A 15,120-nucleotide genomic window follows, 5' to 3' on the forward strand; every position below is an offset into this window, starting at 1 on the left:
AGGTTATTCAAATGCAATTCGGTAATTTATGCTTCTTGCATGATTGAACCGAATTTTCCACGATTAAAATCATTAATCGCTTCCATAATCTCAGCTTTGGTATTCATGACGAATGGACCATAACCTTCGATTGGTTCATTGAGTGGTTGACCAGTCAACACTAAAAATTTAGTGTCTTCTTCTGCATTTAAACTAAACTCAACACCCTCACGAGATAAAATCGCAACGGTTTTACCTTCCAGACGATTTGCATCATTGACCACAACCGCACCATCTAATATCACAACAAGCGTGGTGTGACCTTCAGGTACATAGAGGGTATGTTTTTGGCCTTTAGCCAATTTACCATCCCATACATTTAATGGGCTAAATGTAGTTGCAGCACCTTTTGCATCTGCATATTCACCAGCAATCACACGTAAATGACTACCGTGCTCGTCTAGTGCAATGTCTGGAATATCTTTCGCTTCAATCGCTTGGTATTTTCCAGGCGTCATTTTTGAATGAGCAGGTAAATTTACCCACAATTGCACCATTTCAAACAGACCACCATGCTCTGCAAATTCAGGAGAATGGAACTCTTCATGCAACACGCCTGCACCCGCAGTCATCCATTGCACATCACCGGTTTTAATAGTTCCGCCGCCGCCGCTTGAATCTTTATGAGTCACCTCACCTTGGTAGGCGATGGTCACTGTTTCAAAGCCACGGTGAGGATGCGAACCGACACCTTGCTGTTCAGTCGTTGGCGAGAATGTATAAGGCGCTGCATAATCGAGTAGCAAAAATGGGCTTAGGGTTTGGCCTAAACGGTCATAAGAGAATAGGTTATATACAGGGAAACCATCACCCACCCAATGCATGTGGTTATTTTGATATGCACCAAGAAATTTCTTCATCTGATCTCTCCTATATATGTAGGATTTTCTTGAACTGGTATTGATTTTACGCCTCAATAATTGCAGTTTATAGATCAGGATTAGCAACACATTATTTCATCTATGGGACAATCATAGAATTTAATGTGCTCTTTTTAAGATCGTCCTATTTTTAAAATTCTTAATCCTATTTTTTAGACTTAATCACGACATAAAACTCAACTAGCATAATTTTAGGCAATAACGACCTACTCAATAATTTTTGATTATTTATTTTGATAACACGAGGACATAAAAAATGGCTCAAGATTACGTGCGTTTAGACAAGGATAATGCTGCGGTTCTTTTAGTTGACCATCAAGCAGGTTTACTTTCTTTAGTTCGAGATATCGACCCAGATAAATTTAAAAACAATGTATTAGCACTTGCTGATGCTGCTAAATATTTTAATTTACCCACTATTCTTACGACTAGTTTTGAAAACGGTCCAAACGGTCCTTTAGTTCCAGAATTAAAAGAACTTTTCCCAGATGCGCCATTTATTCCTCGTCCTGGTCAAATCAATGCTTGGGACAATGAAGACTTTGTAAAAGCAGTTAAAGCGACAGGTAAAAAACAATTAATTATTGCAGGTGTAGTAACTGAGGTTTGTGTGGCATTCCCAGCTTTATCTGCACTCGCAGAAGGTTTTGAAGTGTTTGTGATTACCGATGCTTCTGGTACTTTCAACGAATTAACACGTGATGCTGCTTGGGATCGTATGTCAAAAGCAGGTGCTCAGCTGATGACTTGGTTTGGTATGGCGTGTGAGTTACACCGCGACTGGCGTAATGATGTGGAAGGTCTAGGTGCACTCTTCTCAAATCATATTCCTGATTATCGCAACCTGATGACCAGCTATAGCTTTAATACCTCACAAAAATAAGTTCTATTGCCAAGATTAGAGTGCCTTAAGCGCTCTAATCTTAAATTTAAATGGATTGATCGGACATTGATAAGCTCTTTTGATGATTTTTATTATTTTTATTTGGTCGTAAAACACGGCGGTTTTAGTGCGGCTAGTGAAGCCGAAAATATTAGTAAATCTAAGCTCAGCCGACGCATTATTGACCTTGAAAATAAATTTAATGTCAGCCTGATTCAAAGAACAACACGCCATTTTAAAGTGACCGATTTAGGCCAAGAGTTTTATGAGGAATGCTGCAAAGTTATTACTCAAGTTGAATGTGCAGAAAACGTGTTATTAAAGCAAAAAAGTGAACCTCAAGGTCTGGTAAAAGTAAGTTGCCCACCTTTAATGATGCATTTTCAAATTAGAAAAATTTTAAATCAGTTTTTAAAAACTTACCCAAAAGTTGAGATCGCACTCGAGCTAACAAGCCGTCGGGTAGATATCTTGCATGATGACATCGACCTCGCGATTCGTACCAATTTTGAACCCAATGAAGATTCGAATTTAATTGTTCGTGATGTGATTAAAACCGATCATTGTTTGGTGGCTTCGCCTGAATTACTGCAAGGTCGGATCATTGAATATTATTCAGAATTACAGGACTTTCCAAGTATTAGCTTAGGTACGCAAAAGCAAAATCCTATTTGGCATTTATGCAATATTCGTAACGGCGAATCGGTTGATGTGCCTTATCAACCACGAATCAAAAGTAATGATTTGGCTGGTGTGTATTATGCCGTGATGGATGGTTTAGGCATTGCCGACCTTCCTTTTTTAACCGTCGAATCTGAAATTCGTAAAGGTACGCTTATACATATTCTTCCTGACTGGAAGTCGAATATTGGTACGTTGCAATTGGTATATGTTTCAAGAAAAGGTCAGCGTTTGGTGGTTGAAAAACTCATTGAAACGCTGATTGATGAACTCAGGCGTTTGCCTGAAAGTCGTGATGGCTATCTATCGACTTAAAATAAAAAACCGGTCATGAATGGGCATGACCGGTTTTTTGTGAAACATCACATACAGCATAACTGTATGTTTTCGTTCAGAACAAAACGAACTCGCTTTATTCCTTACTCAGATAAGTCTACGCATAGGTATTTCATTTCAACATATTCTTCGATGCCGAATTTTGAACCTTCACGACCTAGACCTGACTGTTTTACGCCACCAAACGGAGCAACTTCATTTGAAATCGCGCCCGTGTTAATGCCGACCATACCGTACTCAAGTGCTTCACCCACTCGCCATTGACGAGCTGTGCTTTGAGTAAACAAATAAGCAGCTAAACCAAACTCGGTATCGTTCGCCATCGCCACTGCTTCATCTTCAGTTTTAAAGCGGAATAGTGGTGCAAGCGGACCAAAAGTTTCTTCTTTAGACACTTTCATGTCTTGCGTTACGCCAGTTAACACAGTCGGTTCAAAGAATGTGCCACCAAGTGCCGAGCGTTGACCACCAATACGAATTGTCGCGCCTTTCTCAGTTGCATCTGCAATATGAGACTGAACTTTTGCAATCGCATCTTCATCAATTAAAGGCCCTTGAGTTGAACCTTCTTGACGGCCATCGCCAACTTTAAGCTTAGACACGGCTTCAACCAAACGCTCTGCTAATGCATCATAAATACCGTCTTGAACATAAATACGGTTAGCGCAGACACAGGTTTGACCGCTGTTACGATATTTACTTGCCATAATACCCTGAACTGCTTGTTCAAGATTAGCGTCGTCAAATACCACAACTGGTGCATTACCACCAAGTTCAAGTGAAAGCTTTTTAATGGTTGGCGCACATTGTTGCATCAAGATACGGCCAACTTGGGTTGAACCTGTGAAGCTTAACTTACGGACAATATCGCTTTCACATAGGGTTTTACCCACTTCAACCGCATCACCACTAATGTTAATTAAAACATCAGCTGGTAAGCCTGCTTGTAATGCCAATACTTCAAGCGCATAGGCGGTTAACGGCGTTTGCTCTGCCGGTTTAACCAACATTGAACAACCCGCAGCAATCGCTGGACCTGCTTTACGCGTAATCATGGCAGCCGGGAAGTTCCACGGCGTAATTGCGGCAGTTACCCCAATCGCTTGTTTAATCACAAGCAAACGTTGGTTTGGCAACGTAGGTGTTAAGACTTCACCATCAATACGACGCGCTTGCTCGGCAAACCAGCGAATGAATGATGCTGCATAACCAATTTCACCACGTGCTTCTGCCAATGGTTTACCTTGCTCAGCCGTTAAAATCTGTGCCAGATTTTCTTTGTGCTCAAGCATGAGGTTGTACCATGCCAATAACACATCAGCACGCGCCAAGGCAGTTTGCTTTTTCCAAGCAGCTTGCGCTTTTGCCGAACGGTTAATTGCGGCTTCAACCCCTGCACGGTCATAGGTTTTCACCCATGCCAAAGTTTCACCCGTAGCAGCATCATTCACCTCGATATAGTCATTTGATGCAGGTGCTTCTAATGAAATATCAGGATGTTTTAATAAATACTGCAAATTATTTTGAATCATGCAGATTGCTCCATTGCTTTTGCACTACCTACTTTTAGTGTCGCAAAACCTTGTTTCAAGATATCAAGACCTTGACGGAATTGCTCAGCAGGAATGGTTAATGGATATAAGAAACGAATTACATTACCGTATTTACCACAAGTAAGAAGTAACAACCCGTTTTCCATTGCATAGTTTTGTACAACTTTTGCTTGTTCAGCAGTCTCAAGTTCTACTGCAACCATTGAACCCAATGCACGAATATCGGTTACGACGTCACCAGTTGTTTGCTGAATATCTTTAAGCGTAGCAACTAATTCAGCGCCTAATTCATTGGCACGGTCGCATAAGTTTTCTTCTTCAATCGCGTCAATCACAGCATGCGCAGCTGCAACTGCAATCGGGCTACCTGCATAAGTACCGCCTAGACCACCCGGGTTTGGCGCATCCATGACTTCTGCACGGCCCACAACACCCGAAATAGGAAAACCGCCGCCCAAGCTTTTCGCCATCGTGATGAGGTCTGCTTTAGTTTCATAATGGTTCATCGCAAATAACTTACCAGTACGAGCAAAACCAGATTGAACTTCATCAGCGACAAGTAAAATACCGTGCTTGTCGCAAATTGAGCGTAAACGTTTTAAGAAATCAGCTGGCACAACATTGAAACCGCCTTCCCCTTGTACTGGCTCAAGTACGATTGCCGCAACATCATGTGGAGCAATATCTTCACTAAAAATATCTTCAACGCTTTCAATTGCCGCGTCTACTGAAATACCTTTAGCAGGTACAGGGTAACGTGCGTGGAACACACCCGCTGGCATAACACCGAAATCACGTTTGTAAGGTGCTGTTTTACCTGTCATTGCCATGGTCATAAATGAACGGCCGTGGAAACCGTTACCAAACGTGATAATGCCGTGACGACCTGTGTAACAACGAGCAATCTTTACTGCATTTTCAACTGCTTCTGCACCTGTTGTGAAAAAAGCTGCCTTCGCAGGACCAGCAATTGGCGCGCGTTCATTAATACGTTCAGCTAAAGCCACATAGCTTTCATAAGGCGTAACTTGATACGCAGTATGCGTAAATTTAGTAAGTTGTTCAGTCACCGCTGCAATGACTTTAGGGTGGCGATGGCCTGTATTTAAAACTGCAATACCACCAGCGAAATCGATAAATTGGTTGCCTTCCTTGTCCCAAATCGTGGCATTTTCAGCTTTTTCCGCATACCACTGACACATCACGCCTACACCACGTGGAGTTGCTTGCTGTTTACGTGCGTTAAGTGCAGAATGTTGAGTATCCATTTGATTCCCTCATATTTTCATCATCAGTTGCAGCTTAGTTTTTTTGCATCCTGTGCTTAATTTTCAGGGTGCTTTACAACGACTGCCTATGCATGTAATTTCGCTCGTCTGATGGCAACTGACGAGAGCCACTTTTTAACTGTAGGAGAGAGCCAATTGCGTAGTTTACTTGGAGATCATTTGCTGCAACGACTCCAACAGGACACTGAAGGGAAACTACATCAACGCCTTTTCCGTTGTCTGCGTGGTGCCATTATTGATGGAGTCATCCAGCCGAAGACTCGTCTACCTGCATCACGCGATTTAGCCAGTGAAATTCATGTTTCGAGAAATACCGTTCTTAGTGCCTACGAACAACTACAGGCCGAAGGCTATTTAGAAGCACGGACAGGACATGGCACATGGGTTGCCGAAAAGTTGCCAGAGAGTTTTTTAAATACACAGAACAAGAAAAAAGTAGTTTCTAGCCCAAATATTCAAAGTTCCTATGCCCTCTCACAGCGTGGCTCAAACTTATTAGGCTATGCCGCCGCCTCGCCACATCAATGGGGAGCTTTTGTTCCGGGAGCACCCGATGTTACCGAGTTTCCACATCATATTTTTAGTCGTATTCAAGCACGCTTAAGCCGCGAACCGGACATTAACCGCTTGATTTATAGCAACGCAGGTGGATGCATAGAGCTTCGAAGTGCATTGGCAGATTACCTACGTGTTGCGCGTTCAGTCCAGTGCGATGCAGACCAGATTATTATTACCGAAGGCATTCACCAAGCCATTGATTTAGTCTCACGTGCACTGAGTGATATGGGAGATAAAGTCTGGATTGAAGATCCCGCTTATTGGGGAATGCGTAATACGTTACGGATTAATGGCCTCGATATTCAGCCCATGCCTGTCGACGCTGAAGGCATTATTCCTGAAGAAAATCCGGCAGTACCGCCTAAACTCATTTTTGTCACACCATCACATCAATATCCGCTTGGCTCACATTTAAGCCTTGATCGTCGCAGACAATTGATTCAAATCGCACGTCAGCACAATAGCTGGATTGTAGAAGATGACTATGACAGTGAGTTCCGTTTCTCGGGCCAGCCTTATCCATCTTTGCAAGGCTTAGAAAATAACGCACCTGTTTTATATATGGGCACGTTTAGTAAAACTATTTATCCATCCTTAAGAATTGGCTATTTGGTCGTCCCTAAGCCGTTATTTTCACCGCTACGTATTGTTGCAGCCGAGCTTTATCGTGGTGGGCACTTGCTTGAGCAAAAAGCCCTCGCTGAATTTATTCGTGAAGGCCATTATGAAGCGCATATTCGCCGTATGCGCCTACTTTATGGCAAGCGCCGCGACTACTTGGTGAGCTTAATTCAACGTTATCTTGGCCCCGAATTTATTCATGAATATGATGAAGCAGCAGGATTACATCTGGTTTTAAAACTGCCAAACTCTTGCGATGATGTCGCGATTGCAGCCACAGCGCTTGACCGTGGTGTCAAAGTTCGTCCCTTATCTCAATACTACATGCAATCACATGCACATGCAGAACGTGGGCTGCTGATGGGCTTTGCCTGTGTAAATGAAAAAGATATGGTGATGGCTTTTGGCGTCTTGCTGCAGTGCTTACGTGAAGCAGGCGTGCCTACGCTGAATTAACTTTCATCTGTTATTAAGACAAATAAAAAAAGAGCCTGTTTGTAAGGCTCTTTTTTTATTTAAAAATTTAAACTAACTTTTCTTCATGACTATGAGTTAAATGGGTTGCGCGACGATCTTTACCCCAACCCAGTTTTTCAGACAATAATCCGAAGAACACAATAATGCCGAACAGCGCTGTGGTGTAAATCACTTCTTTAAAATAGGTGCCTTCAATCAACATGGTAAGAATTGCACCAATAATTGCAAAAATTACCACGTAAGTTAGATAAGGGAACATCCACATTTTAAAGTCAATTTTTACGCCTTCAGCCTCTAATTTTTTACGCATACGAAGCTGAGAATAAGCAATAGTCAGGTAAACATAGAGTGTGGCTGCACCTGTTGTTAGCATGAAAAAGTCATAAACATTCATACTCTCGGTTGCAGTTAAAATCACGGCAATTACAGAGAAGAAGCATGACACAATCACGCCCACCCAAGGACTGCTTTTACTGTTTACAGAGCCAAAACTTTTCGGTGCATCACCACGTTTAGCTAAAGAGAACAACATACGTGAACACGTATAAAGAGCTGAGTTAAAGCAACTACATACTGAGGTTAGAACCACAAAGTTTACGATATGGCGTGCGCCAGGAATACCCAGTGCAGACAACGTTACGCTATAGGTTCCCCAAGTTGAATCTTTCAAAAGTTCATTGTTGTGAGGAATAAGACATACCGCAACGAACATTGAACCAACGTAGAATAAAATAATTCGCCAAACCACCGAGTTTGATGCTTTACGAATTTCTTTTGATGGATTTGCCGACTCTGCTGCCGCTACCGTAACAATTTCAGCACCTATGTAGGCAAACATGACCCCAAGCAAGGCTGTGATAACGGATGAGCCGCCATTTGGCATAAAGCCTTGAGAGGTTAAATTACTAATACCAGAAGCAGCCGGATTACCCCAAGGCCACAAATGCATGATGGCTAAACTACCAATCACAAGGAAAATAACAATCGCGATGACTTTGATGAGGGCGAACCAAAACTCAAATTCACCATAGTTTTTCACGTTTTGTAAATTAACAACAACCAGTGCGCCAATGACGACGGTCATATAAACCCAGATCGGAATAAACGGGAACCAGTTATTTAAAATTTTTCCTGCTACATAAGCTTCCCAGCCCATGAGCATCGCCAGCGTACACCAGTACAACCAACCAATTGAAAACCCTGCCCAACGGCCAATCGCACGGTCTGCATAAGTTGAAAAAGAGCCACTGTCGGGATTTAAAACGGCCATTTCGCCTAACATACGCATGATGAACCAAACTAGGAGGCCACCTAAAGCATAAGTTAGAAAAACTACAGGGCCGGTGTTGTAGATAATACTGCCTGAGCCAACAAAGAGAGAGCCACCAATAACCCCTGCAATCGAGATCATGGTTAAGTGGCGTGATTTAAGTCCATGTTTTAAACTTTGGGAGTGATTGGCTTCAGAACCATTTTGATGAGCTGCCATATCATTTTCCTTAATATATGGAGGATATCGGCTAGTCTCGGAAATCCTCCGAAGCCAAAAAATATCCCCTAAAAATTTAGCCGTTCTGCCCAATTCCTAAAACAGAAAATTCACTGAGCTTATCCGGCGCTTCCGTATGCATACTTCCAATAGCTTTAATTTGTCGTTTCGGCACTCAAGAAACGAGAGCCATTTTTGTAATAAAAGAGAGAGCCAATTGCAAAATTTATACGCAAAATTGGCCCTTTTTGTAGGGGATGCTGGTAAATGGCTTTTAGTTTTTATTTTAATCAGATTGAATTTCTTTAGTTTTGTTCAGAAATTAATAATGCCTTTGTGCCTGTTTCCAAAGCTCTAAATATATGTTTCTGGTCAGCTGGATAACAAATATAGTCTCCAACACCAAGCTCAACAGCTTCATCAATTAAGCCCACCAAAGCTTTACCTTCAACCACAATAATATGCTCCACAGAGCCCACTGGATGTGGTTCTGAAAGACGATCTTCGCCTGGTTCAACAATTAGTAAATAAACATCTCGGCGCGCATGTGGCGGACAAGTCGCTAACAAAATTGCTTTGTAATTGGCAATCTCAGAACTCACTGTTGGCCCATCGCCACAGCGAATCACTTGTACCTGATTACTTGGTTCTTCCATCAAGCGTGCAAATGGAATATTCAGTGCAACACAAAGTGCCCATAAAGTTTCAATACTAGGATTACCTTGCCCTGCCTCTAATTGTGACAGTGTAGATTTAGCGACACCTGCACGACGAGCAACCTCTGCCAATGAAAGCCCTGCTCTTTGACGTTCACGCGTTAAACCTTTGGCAATAATTTCAATTGGCTGAGACATTCACCACATCCGTTCTATAAAAAAAACGATCGTTCGTTTTGACAAAACGATCAGACTTATTCATTATAATGGAAAATCGTTCGTTATATCATGCTATGTCCACATACTCTCTGATTAAAAAACTAAGTAAAGACACTACCCGCTCGATTTTCTTTGTGTGCCTAGCGACGAGTGTCGTTGGTATGTCTTTAGGTTCACTTGCTGCAAGTTATGGCTTAGCGCTCTGGATCCCGCTTTGCCTATCCGTTTTTGTGCTCGCAGGAACTGCCGAATTTATCTTTATTGGTTTCTTGGCTGTAGGTGGTAGCCCAATTGCAGCGGCAATTGCAGGACTACTCGTCAATTTAAGACATCTACCTTTTGGTATTGCAGTCAATGAACTAATACGAGGCAAATTTTCTCGATATTTTGGGGCACATATCATGAACGATGAAAGCGTTTTGTTTGGTATGGCACAGCCCAATTTTGAGACGAAAAAAGCTGCTTACTGGTTATGTGGTATAGGCATTATGCTCAGTTGGCCACTTGGTGTAACGGCGGGTTATTTTATTGGAAGTGCTATTCCAGACCCTAAAACATTTGGCTTAGATGCCATTTTCCCAGCGATTTTAATTGCACTTACTTTTAATGCTTTAAAGAATAAATCTACTCGAAAAGCCGCATTTGCCGGATCAACTTTAGCACTGATCACCACGCCCTTTTTGGCCTCAGGACTTCCAATTCTGATTTCACTTTTTGGCTTGATATTTGGTAGAAAGAAATGAGTCAACAATTACTAATTATTTTAGGTATCGGCTTACTAGCACTTGGAACCTATGGGATTCGTTTCGCTGGTTTTCATTTGGGTGCCAAGTTCTCTTTTTCTGAAAAATACCAAGTTTTACTCTCAAATGGTGCGACTGTTTTGCTCTGTGCGATTGCAGTGACGACAACATTTTTTGAAGGTCAACATTTTGCGGGGTTCGCGCGTATATTTGGTGTTGGCTTAGCACTGTTCTTGGTTTGGAAAAAAGTACCGCTGTTATTGGTGATTTGCTTGGCAGCTGCTGGCACGGCACTGATACGTTTGCTTGGAATTGAGTAATAAAAAAGGCGAGATAAACTCGCCTTTTTTGCAACTTTGATTAGAACGGATATATCCACCAATAAAAAATAAACTATTTAATTACAACTAATTAAGCAATAATGTTAAGTAATATGTTAAATTTAAAAACTAAAAATTAACAAAAACTTGTACTCACAAAATAAGTTAGCCCACAATTGACCTTTCTTAAATTTATTTGATGTATAATTTAGTCCTCACCAATTATCTTCATTACCATTACTAAATTTCACGATACCTTCATTGAATAGCTTTATCGTATATATTTCTTCCGTACTTAATTTCGATTTATCAGCACTATTGATTATTTGTTCAATTTTTTTAACATCATAGAAATCATTTATATTACCAACTTTAATGTAATAATGCTTTTTACTAACTTTACCATCAAAAGATGTACTATACTGAATGCATTGAGATAAGAATTTTAATAAATCTTGAAAATTGGTTGAGATTAAATCTATCCAATTATTTATATCCTGTACTTCTCCCCATTCTTTCCAACGATATAAAAGCGTTAAGAGTGCCTTATTTTCCAATAAACTCTCTTTATTAGAAAATGCAAACACCTTTAATTTTTTCACAAACAGCTCTTTAATTGAAATATAATGAAAATCATCTAATAATATTTCTTTATTTTCATTCCTTTTAGTTTGCTCGGATACAAGTAATTTTGCAATCATCACAAATTCATTTGATTTTTTAAAACATTCTAATATTATTTCACCCCGTTTTTCTATGTTATCAATACGACTAAGAAAGTTATAAATTAGTCGATATATAAAAGATTGAGCACCGAATATATCAAAAAAACTTGTATCATCATCATTCACTAAATCTCCTACGTCTATTAATGTTGATATATAAGGAATAGCTGAATCTTCAACCACTTGATTTTCATAAGACTCAAATTGTGAAAGGAACTCTTTCAACTTATGGCTAGCATTTAACTCTAAAATCTTACTTTTCATTAAATTTTCATTAGCTGTTAAACCAATAAAATCAACCAAATCAGACTTAGTAATATCATTTTCAGATAAGGATAATTGAAAATAATTTTCAAAATTTTTTTTATGACATATTCTACCTTCTGAAAACCAATTATTATATGAAGAATATTCATAGTAAGAATTACCCGTAATCCAGTGAATTGTCGGAAATAATTCATTCAATATTTTCTCTACTCCCTCTCTATTAATTTCTGATGTTTTTGATATTACGGAATTAATTGTTATTTTAAAGGCCTCTTTATTATTTTCCCTACTACTTCCTACTGATTGAAATTGTGTAAATGCATGTTTAGAAATTGACAATTCATTATAGACCTCTGGCTCAAACACACGCAAACATTCTACAGCTATTAAATCTACTGGATTTGCCTCAAAAACAGTTCGTCCCTTTAATAAAGAGAAATGGAATGCTAACGTAGAAGTATATCGATATACATTTCTTAAATTTTTAAAATAATTTTTCAATCCGGCATGATAAAGCTGTGTCCATCGATCCTGATCAAATTGTAAATTAGAATTTTTATCTAATTGTAGAATTTTATTTAAACGATCAAACAAAACCTCATGTACTTGTTCTTGTGAGACTTGAGGAATATTAAAAGGAACTTGAATAATTTTTTCTAAGTAATCTTTTCCAGATTGAGTAGCATCTGTGAGTCTCTGCTCTACAATATTTCTTTGAAATAACAATAGAAAAGTTACATTTGGAAATTCAGTATTTGCTTTTATAAGTTGAAAAATCATTCTTAATTCTGAAGAAGTTAATCTATCTAAGTCATCCATAACTATGAGAATAGGATTTTCAAGCTCTTGTAATTCAACCTTTAATTCACTTCGTATTTCCGTCAAACTTTTTTCACTGTCTTTAGCTTTTTCATCAAAATACCCAGCTAATCTTTTTAAATTTTCTACCCCCCATTTCAAAAAAGGACTTATGGCAACAAATCCTGTAGTGATTAAAGTAATTATTTTTGTGTCATTTAGGAATGCACTGAAAAATCCTATTCCTGCTATTGCAGATACAATAAATGGGAGTGAATTGGATGTAGATGTCAAAATAACTTCACTTGCAGCAAGATAATTACCATATTTTTTGAATGAATCTGCTAACTTTTTATTCTTCTCCGAAGAGCTTTCTTTTCCAATCGATTTAGAAATCTCATTAAAAAATGCTTTTGTTATTTTTTCTTGCGCCGCCCATTCCCATGGTGAAAACTCAATAACTATTGGCTTTGAAGACTTATCCTTAATATATGTTAAAGCCATATTTTTTACTGATGATTTTCCTGCACCCCAATCTCCATACAACGCAACGACAAGGCTATCCTTACCATTCCAGTTACTAATAGCTTCGGCTAAATTTTCCGAAAATTTTGCTCTTCCTAGCAAATCCTCATCAATTTTATGAATTGGACGGTCAGCAGAGAAGTTAAATTTATCTATATTATTCATAAGTAGTAAAATTAAATTTATTTATTTCATATAATATATACCTAAAATTTAACAATGAAACAATCTAAATTTATAAATTCAATATATTTTAAAAATCAATCAATTAAAACTACCTCTTATACAAACATGTAGAATTTTAGTGTTTAATATATTTTGGAACACTCGATGAGTTTATTCAACTTAATTTTTTAAATAATCACATCCGATTTTGACACGACCAAAACAGATAGATATAAATATGAAAATGAGTATTCAATCAATGTCAAAAAAAGGATTAAACTATATTAAAAGATCACTAAAGCAGAAATCATAAAAAAATTTCGAGTAAGCCAAGTAACGTTGAGTAATTCACTGAATAAATCTTAAAATTTTTCTTAGTTACTATCCAACAAGAATTTCATATATTGGGGATGTATTTTCTTAATATCTATTCCTAACCCTTGGAATAGTGAACTAATTGCATCTTCTTTTTCTATTTGTAGTCTATTATTAAAATCATTTAAATTTTTGGAATCAGCATCACTATAACAATGCTGATAGCCTGAAACTATCTGCTCCATCCTAGTGATAGTTTTACTAAAGTTTAGTTTCATTTTAATATTACTTTTGATATCCGTCAGAAAATTTAGATTATCTCTAACATTTTCAATAATATGAGGAGGAATGTACCAGTCATATTTTGAATTTTCATATCGTAAGTCTAATCCTAAAAAATTTACTGTTTCCTTTTCATAAATAATTTGTGTTTTTGACTTTGCATCAATTTCCGGAAGTGTTAAACCTAGGTTATTCAATTCTTTGAAAACTAATTCAAATACCTCTTTACATTGCTGCTCGGAATCAAGAAAAAATATCAGATCATCCGCATAACGGACATGTTTATATTTTTTCTTAATAAGCCAGGGCAGAGTAAAACTTGAAGTGCGACATAAACCACCTAATTAATTTAAAGGGTTTATGGAGTATATAAAATTGTCATACCATCATCTTAACTTTGAAGATCGTACTGCATTAATGCTTGAGTCAAGAAAAGAAGGCTTTTCAGCCAGAAAATTTGCTGAACTCATTAAAAGACATCCTAGTACGATCTATCGTGAGCTTAAAAGAAATAGCATCAATGACGTTTATCAAGCTCGATATGCTTCTGATAACACCTTCGCTAGACGTAGACGTGGTCACAGAAAACTCAAAATCGATTCAATCCTCTGGAAATTTATTGTTGAAGCGATCCGTTGTTTATGGTCTCCTCAGCAAATAGCAAAGCGTTTAAAGACATTTCCTGATTTGGATCAAACAATGAATGTAAGCCATACAACGATTTATTCAACGATACGAGCATTACCCAAGGGTGAGTTGAAAAAAGACTTATTATCCTGTCTGCGTCATGAAAATAAAAAGCGAAAAGCTAACGGTGAACCTAAAAAAGATTCTATATTACAGGATATTAAAACTATTCATGAGCGCCCAGCCGAAGTTCAAGAAAGAAAAATACCGGGTCATTGGGAAGCTGATTTAATTAAAGGTAAAGACAATAAAAGTTCGATAGCAACACTTATTGAACGAAATACACGGCTCTGTATCTTGGCAACATTACCTGATGCAAAGGCAGAATCAGTGCGCAAGGCTTTAACTGAAGCTCTGAAATATTTACCTGCAGAACTGCGTAAAACGTTGACCTATGACCGTGGACGCGAGATGTCAGAACATAAAATACTCGAAGAAGATTTAGGCATAGATGTATATTTCTGTGACCCACATTCACCTTGGCAAAAAGGCACATGCGAAAATATGAATGGTTTAATTAGGCAATATTTACCTAAAGGGATTGATTTAAATCAGGCAGATCAGCATTATTTAAATCAAGTTGCCATGTCACTGAATACTCGTCCTAGAAA

12 protein-coding genes and 1 pseudogene are annotated in these 15,120 nt (G+C 38.5%); 6 read left to right on the top strand and 7 right to left on the bottom strand.

The window, feature by feature from the left end:
• Positions 1-26: 26 nt before the first annotated feature.
• Positions 27-899, bottom strand: coding sequence for a pirin family protein (locus tag MKL51_RS11670; protein WP_005066907.1), 873 nt, complete (start codon positions 897-899; stop codon positions 27-29).
• A 277-nt stretch (positions 900-1,176) separates the two neighbouring features.
• Between MKL51_RS11670 and ycaC the strand changes: the two genes are divergently transcribed.
• Both ycaC and MKL51_RS11680 read left to right on the top strand, forming a co-directional pair.
• On the top strand, positions 1,177-1,803 hold the full coding sequence (gene ycaC, locus MKL51_RS11675) for an isochorismate family cysteine hydrolase YcaC (protein WP_002052204.1): 627 nt from the start codon (positions 1,177-1,179) through the stop codon (positions 1,801-1,803).
• A gap of 6 nt (positions 1,804-1,809) precedes the next feature.
• Positions 1,810-2,799, top strand: a complete 990-nt coding sequence (locus tag MKL51_RS11680) for a LysR substrate-binding domain-containing protein (RefSeq protein ID WP_017481785.1) — start codon at positions 1,810-1,812, stop codon at positions 2,797-2,799.
• A gap of 104 nt (positions 2,800-2,903) precedes the next feature.
• Here the strand turns inward: MKL51_RS11680 and MKL51_RS11685 are convergent, their stop codons facing one another.
• Together MKL51_RS11685 and gabT are read right to left on the bottom strand one after the other, a co-directional pair.
• Complete coding sequence (locus MKL51_RS11685; protein WP_017481786.1) at positions 2,904-4,352, bottom strand: NAD-dependent succinate-semialdehyde dehydrogenase; 1,449 nt, start codon at positions 4,350-4,352, stop codon at positions 2,904-2,906.
• Entirely contained in the window at positions 4,349-5,641 is a 1,293-nt protein-coding gene (gabT, locus tag MKL51_RS11690; protein ID WP_017481787.1) for a 4-aminobutyrate--2-oxoglutarate transaminase, read from the bottom strand. Before gabT ends, MKL51_RS11685 begins: the two co-directional genes overlap by 4 nt.
• A 156-nt stretch (positions 5,642-5,797) precedes the next feature.
• On the opposite strand from gabT, the gene pdxR reads away from it, so the two are divergent.
• Positions 5,798-7,297, top strand: a complete 1,500-nt coding sequence (gene pdxR, locus MKL51_RS11695) for a MocR-like pyridoxine biosynthesis transcription factor PdxR (protein WP_025468470.1) — start codon at positions 5,798-5,800, stop codon at positions 7,295-7,297.
• A gap of 67 nt (positions 7,298-7,364) precedes the next feature.
• Here the strand turns inward: pdxR and MKL51_RS11700 are convergent, their stop codons facing one another.
• Together MKL51_RS11700 and MKL51_RS11705 are read right to left on the bottom strand one after the other, a co-directional pair.
• Complete coding sequence (locus MKL51_RS11700; RefSeq protein WP_017481789.1) at positions 7,365-8,807, bottom strand: amino acid permease; 1,443 nt, start codon at positions 8,805-8,807, stop codon at positions 7,365-7,367.
• A gap of 305 nt (positions 8,808-9,112) precedes the next feature.
• A complete protein-coding gene (locus tag MKL51_RS11705; protein ID WP_002117406.1) occupies positions 9,113-9,661 on the bottom strand; it encodes a helix-turn-helix domain-containing protein in 549 nt (182 codons plus the stop codon).
• A 68-nt stretch (positions 9,662-9,729) separates the two neighbouring features.
• On the opposite strand from MKL51_RS11705, the gene MKL51_RS11710 reads away from it, so the two are divergent.
• Together MKL51_RS11710 and MKL51_RS11715 are read left to right on the top strand one after the other, a co-directional pair.
• Entirely contained in the window at positions 9,730-10,425 is a 696-nt protein-coding gene (locus MKL51_RS11710; RefSeq protein WP_031945066.1) for an AzlC family ABC transporter permease, read from the top strand.
• Positions 10,422-10,745: an AzlD domain-containing protein gene (locus MKL51_RS11715; protein WP_002117414.1), complete on the top strand. Its 324-nt coding sequence runs from the start codon at positions 10,422-10,424 to the stop codon at positions 10,743-10,745. The genes MKL51_RS11710 and MKL51_RS11715 overlap by 4 nt, the downstream gene beginning before the upstream one ends.
• A 215-nt stretch (positions 10,746-10,960) precedes the next feature.
• On the opposite strand, the gene MKL51_RS11720 is transcribed toward MKL51_RS11715, so the two are convergent.
• Positions 10,961-13,225, bottom strand: coding sequence for a KAP family P-loop NTPase fold protein (locus tag MKL51_RS11720; RefSeq protein ID WP_004705029.1), 2,265 nt, complete (start codon positions 13,223-13,225; stop codon positions 10,961-10,963).
• Between the two features lie 374 nt (positions 13,226-13,599).
• Positions 13,600-14,127, bottom strand: a pseudogene (locus MKL51_RS11725) (reverse transcriptase domain-containing protein); the annotation flags it as partial.
• Between the two features lie 55 nt (positions 14,128-14,182).
• Here MKL51_RS11725 and MKL51_RS11730 point away from each other — a divergent pair.
• Positions 14,183-15,120: IS30-like element ISAba125 family transposase (locus MKL51_RS11730; RefSeq protein WP_079396101.1), on the top strand; the 938-nt coding region annotated here is incomplete at its 3' end.

It is taken from the genome of Acinetobacter sp. AOR18_HL, from assembly GCF_027855145.1.
GTDB lineage: Bacteria > Pseudomonadota > Gammaproteobacteria > Pseudomonadales > Moraxellaceae > Acinetobacter > Acinetobacter pittii.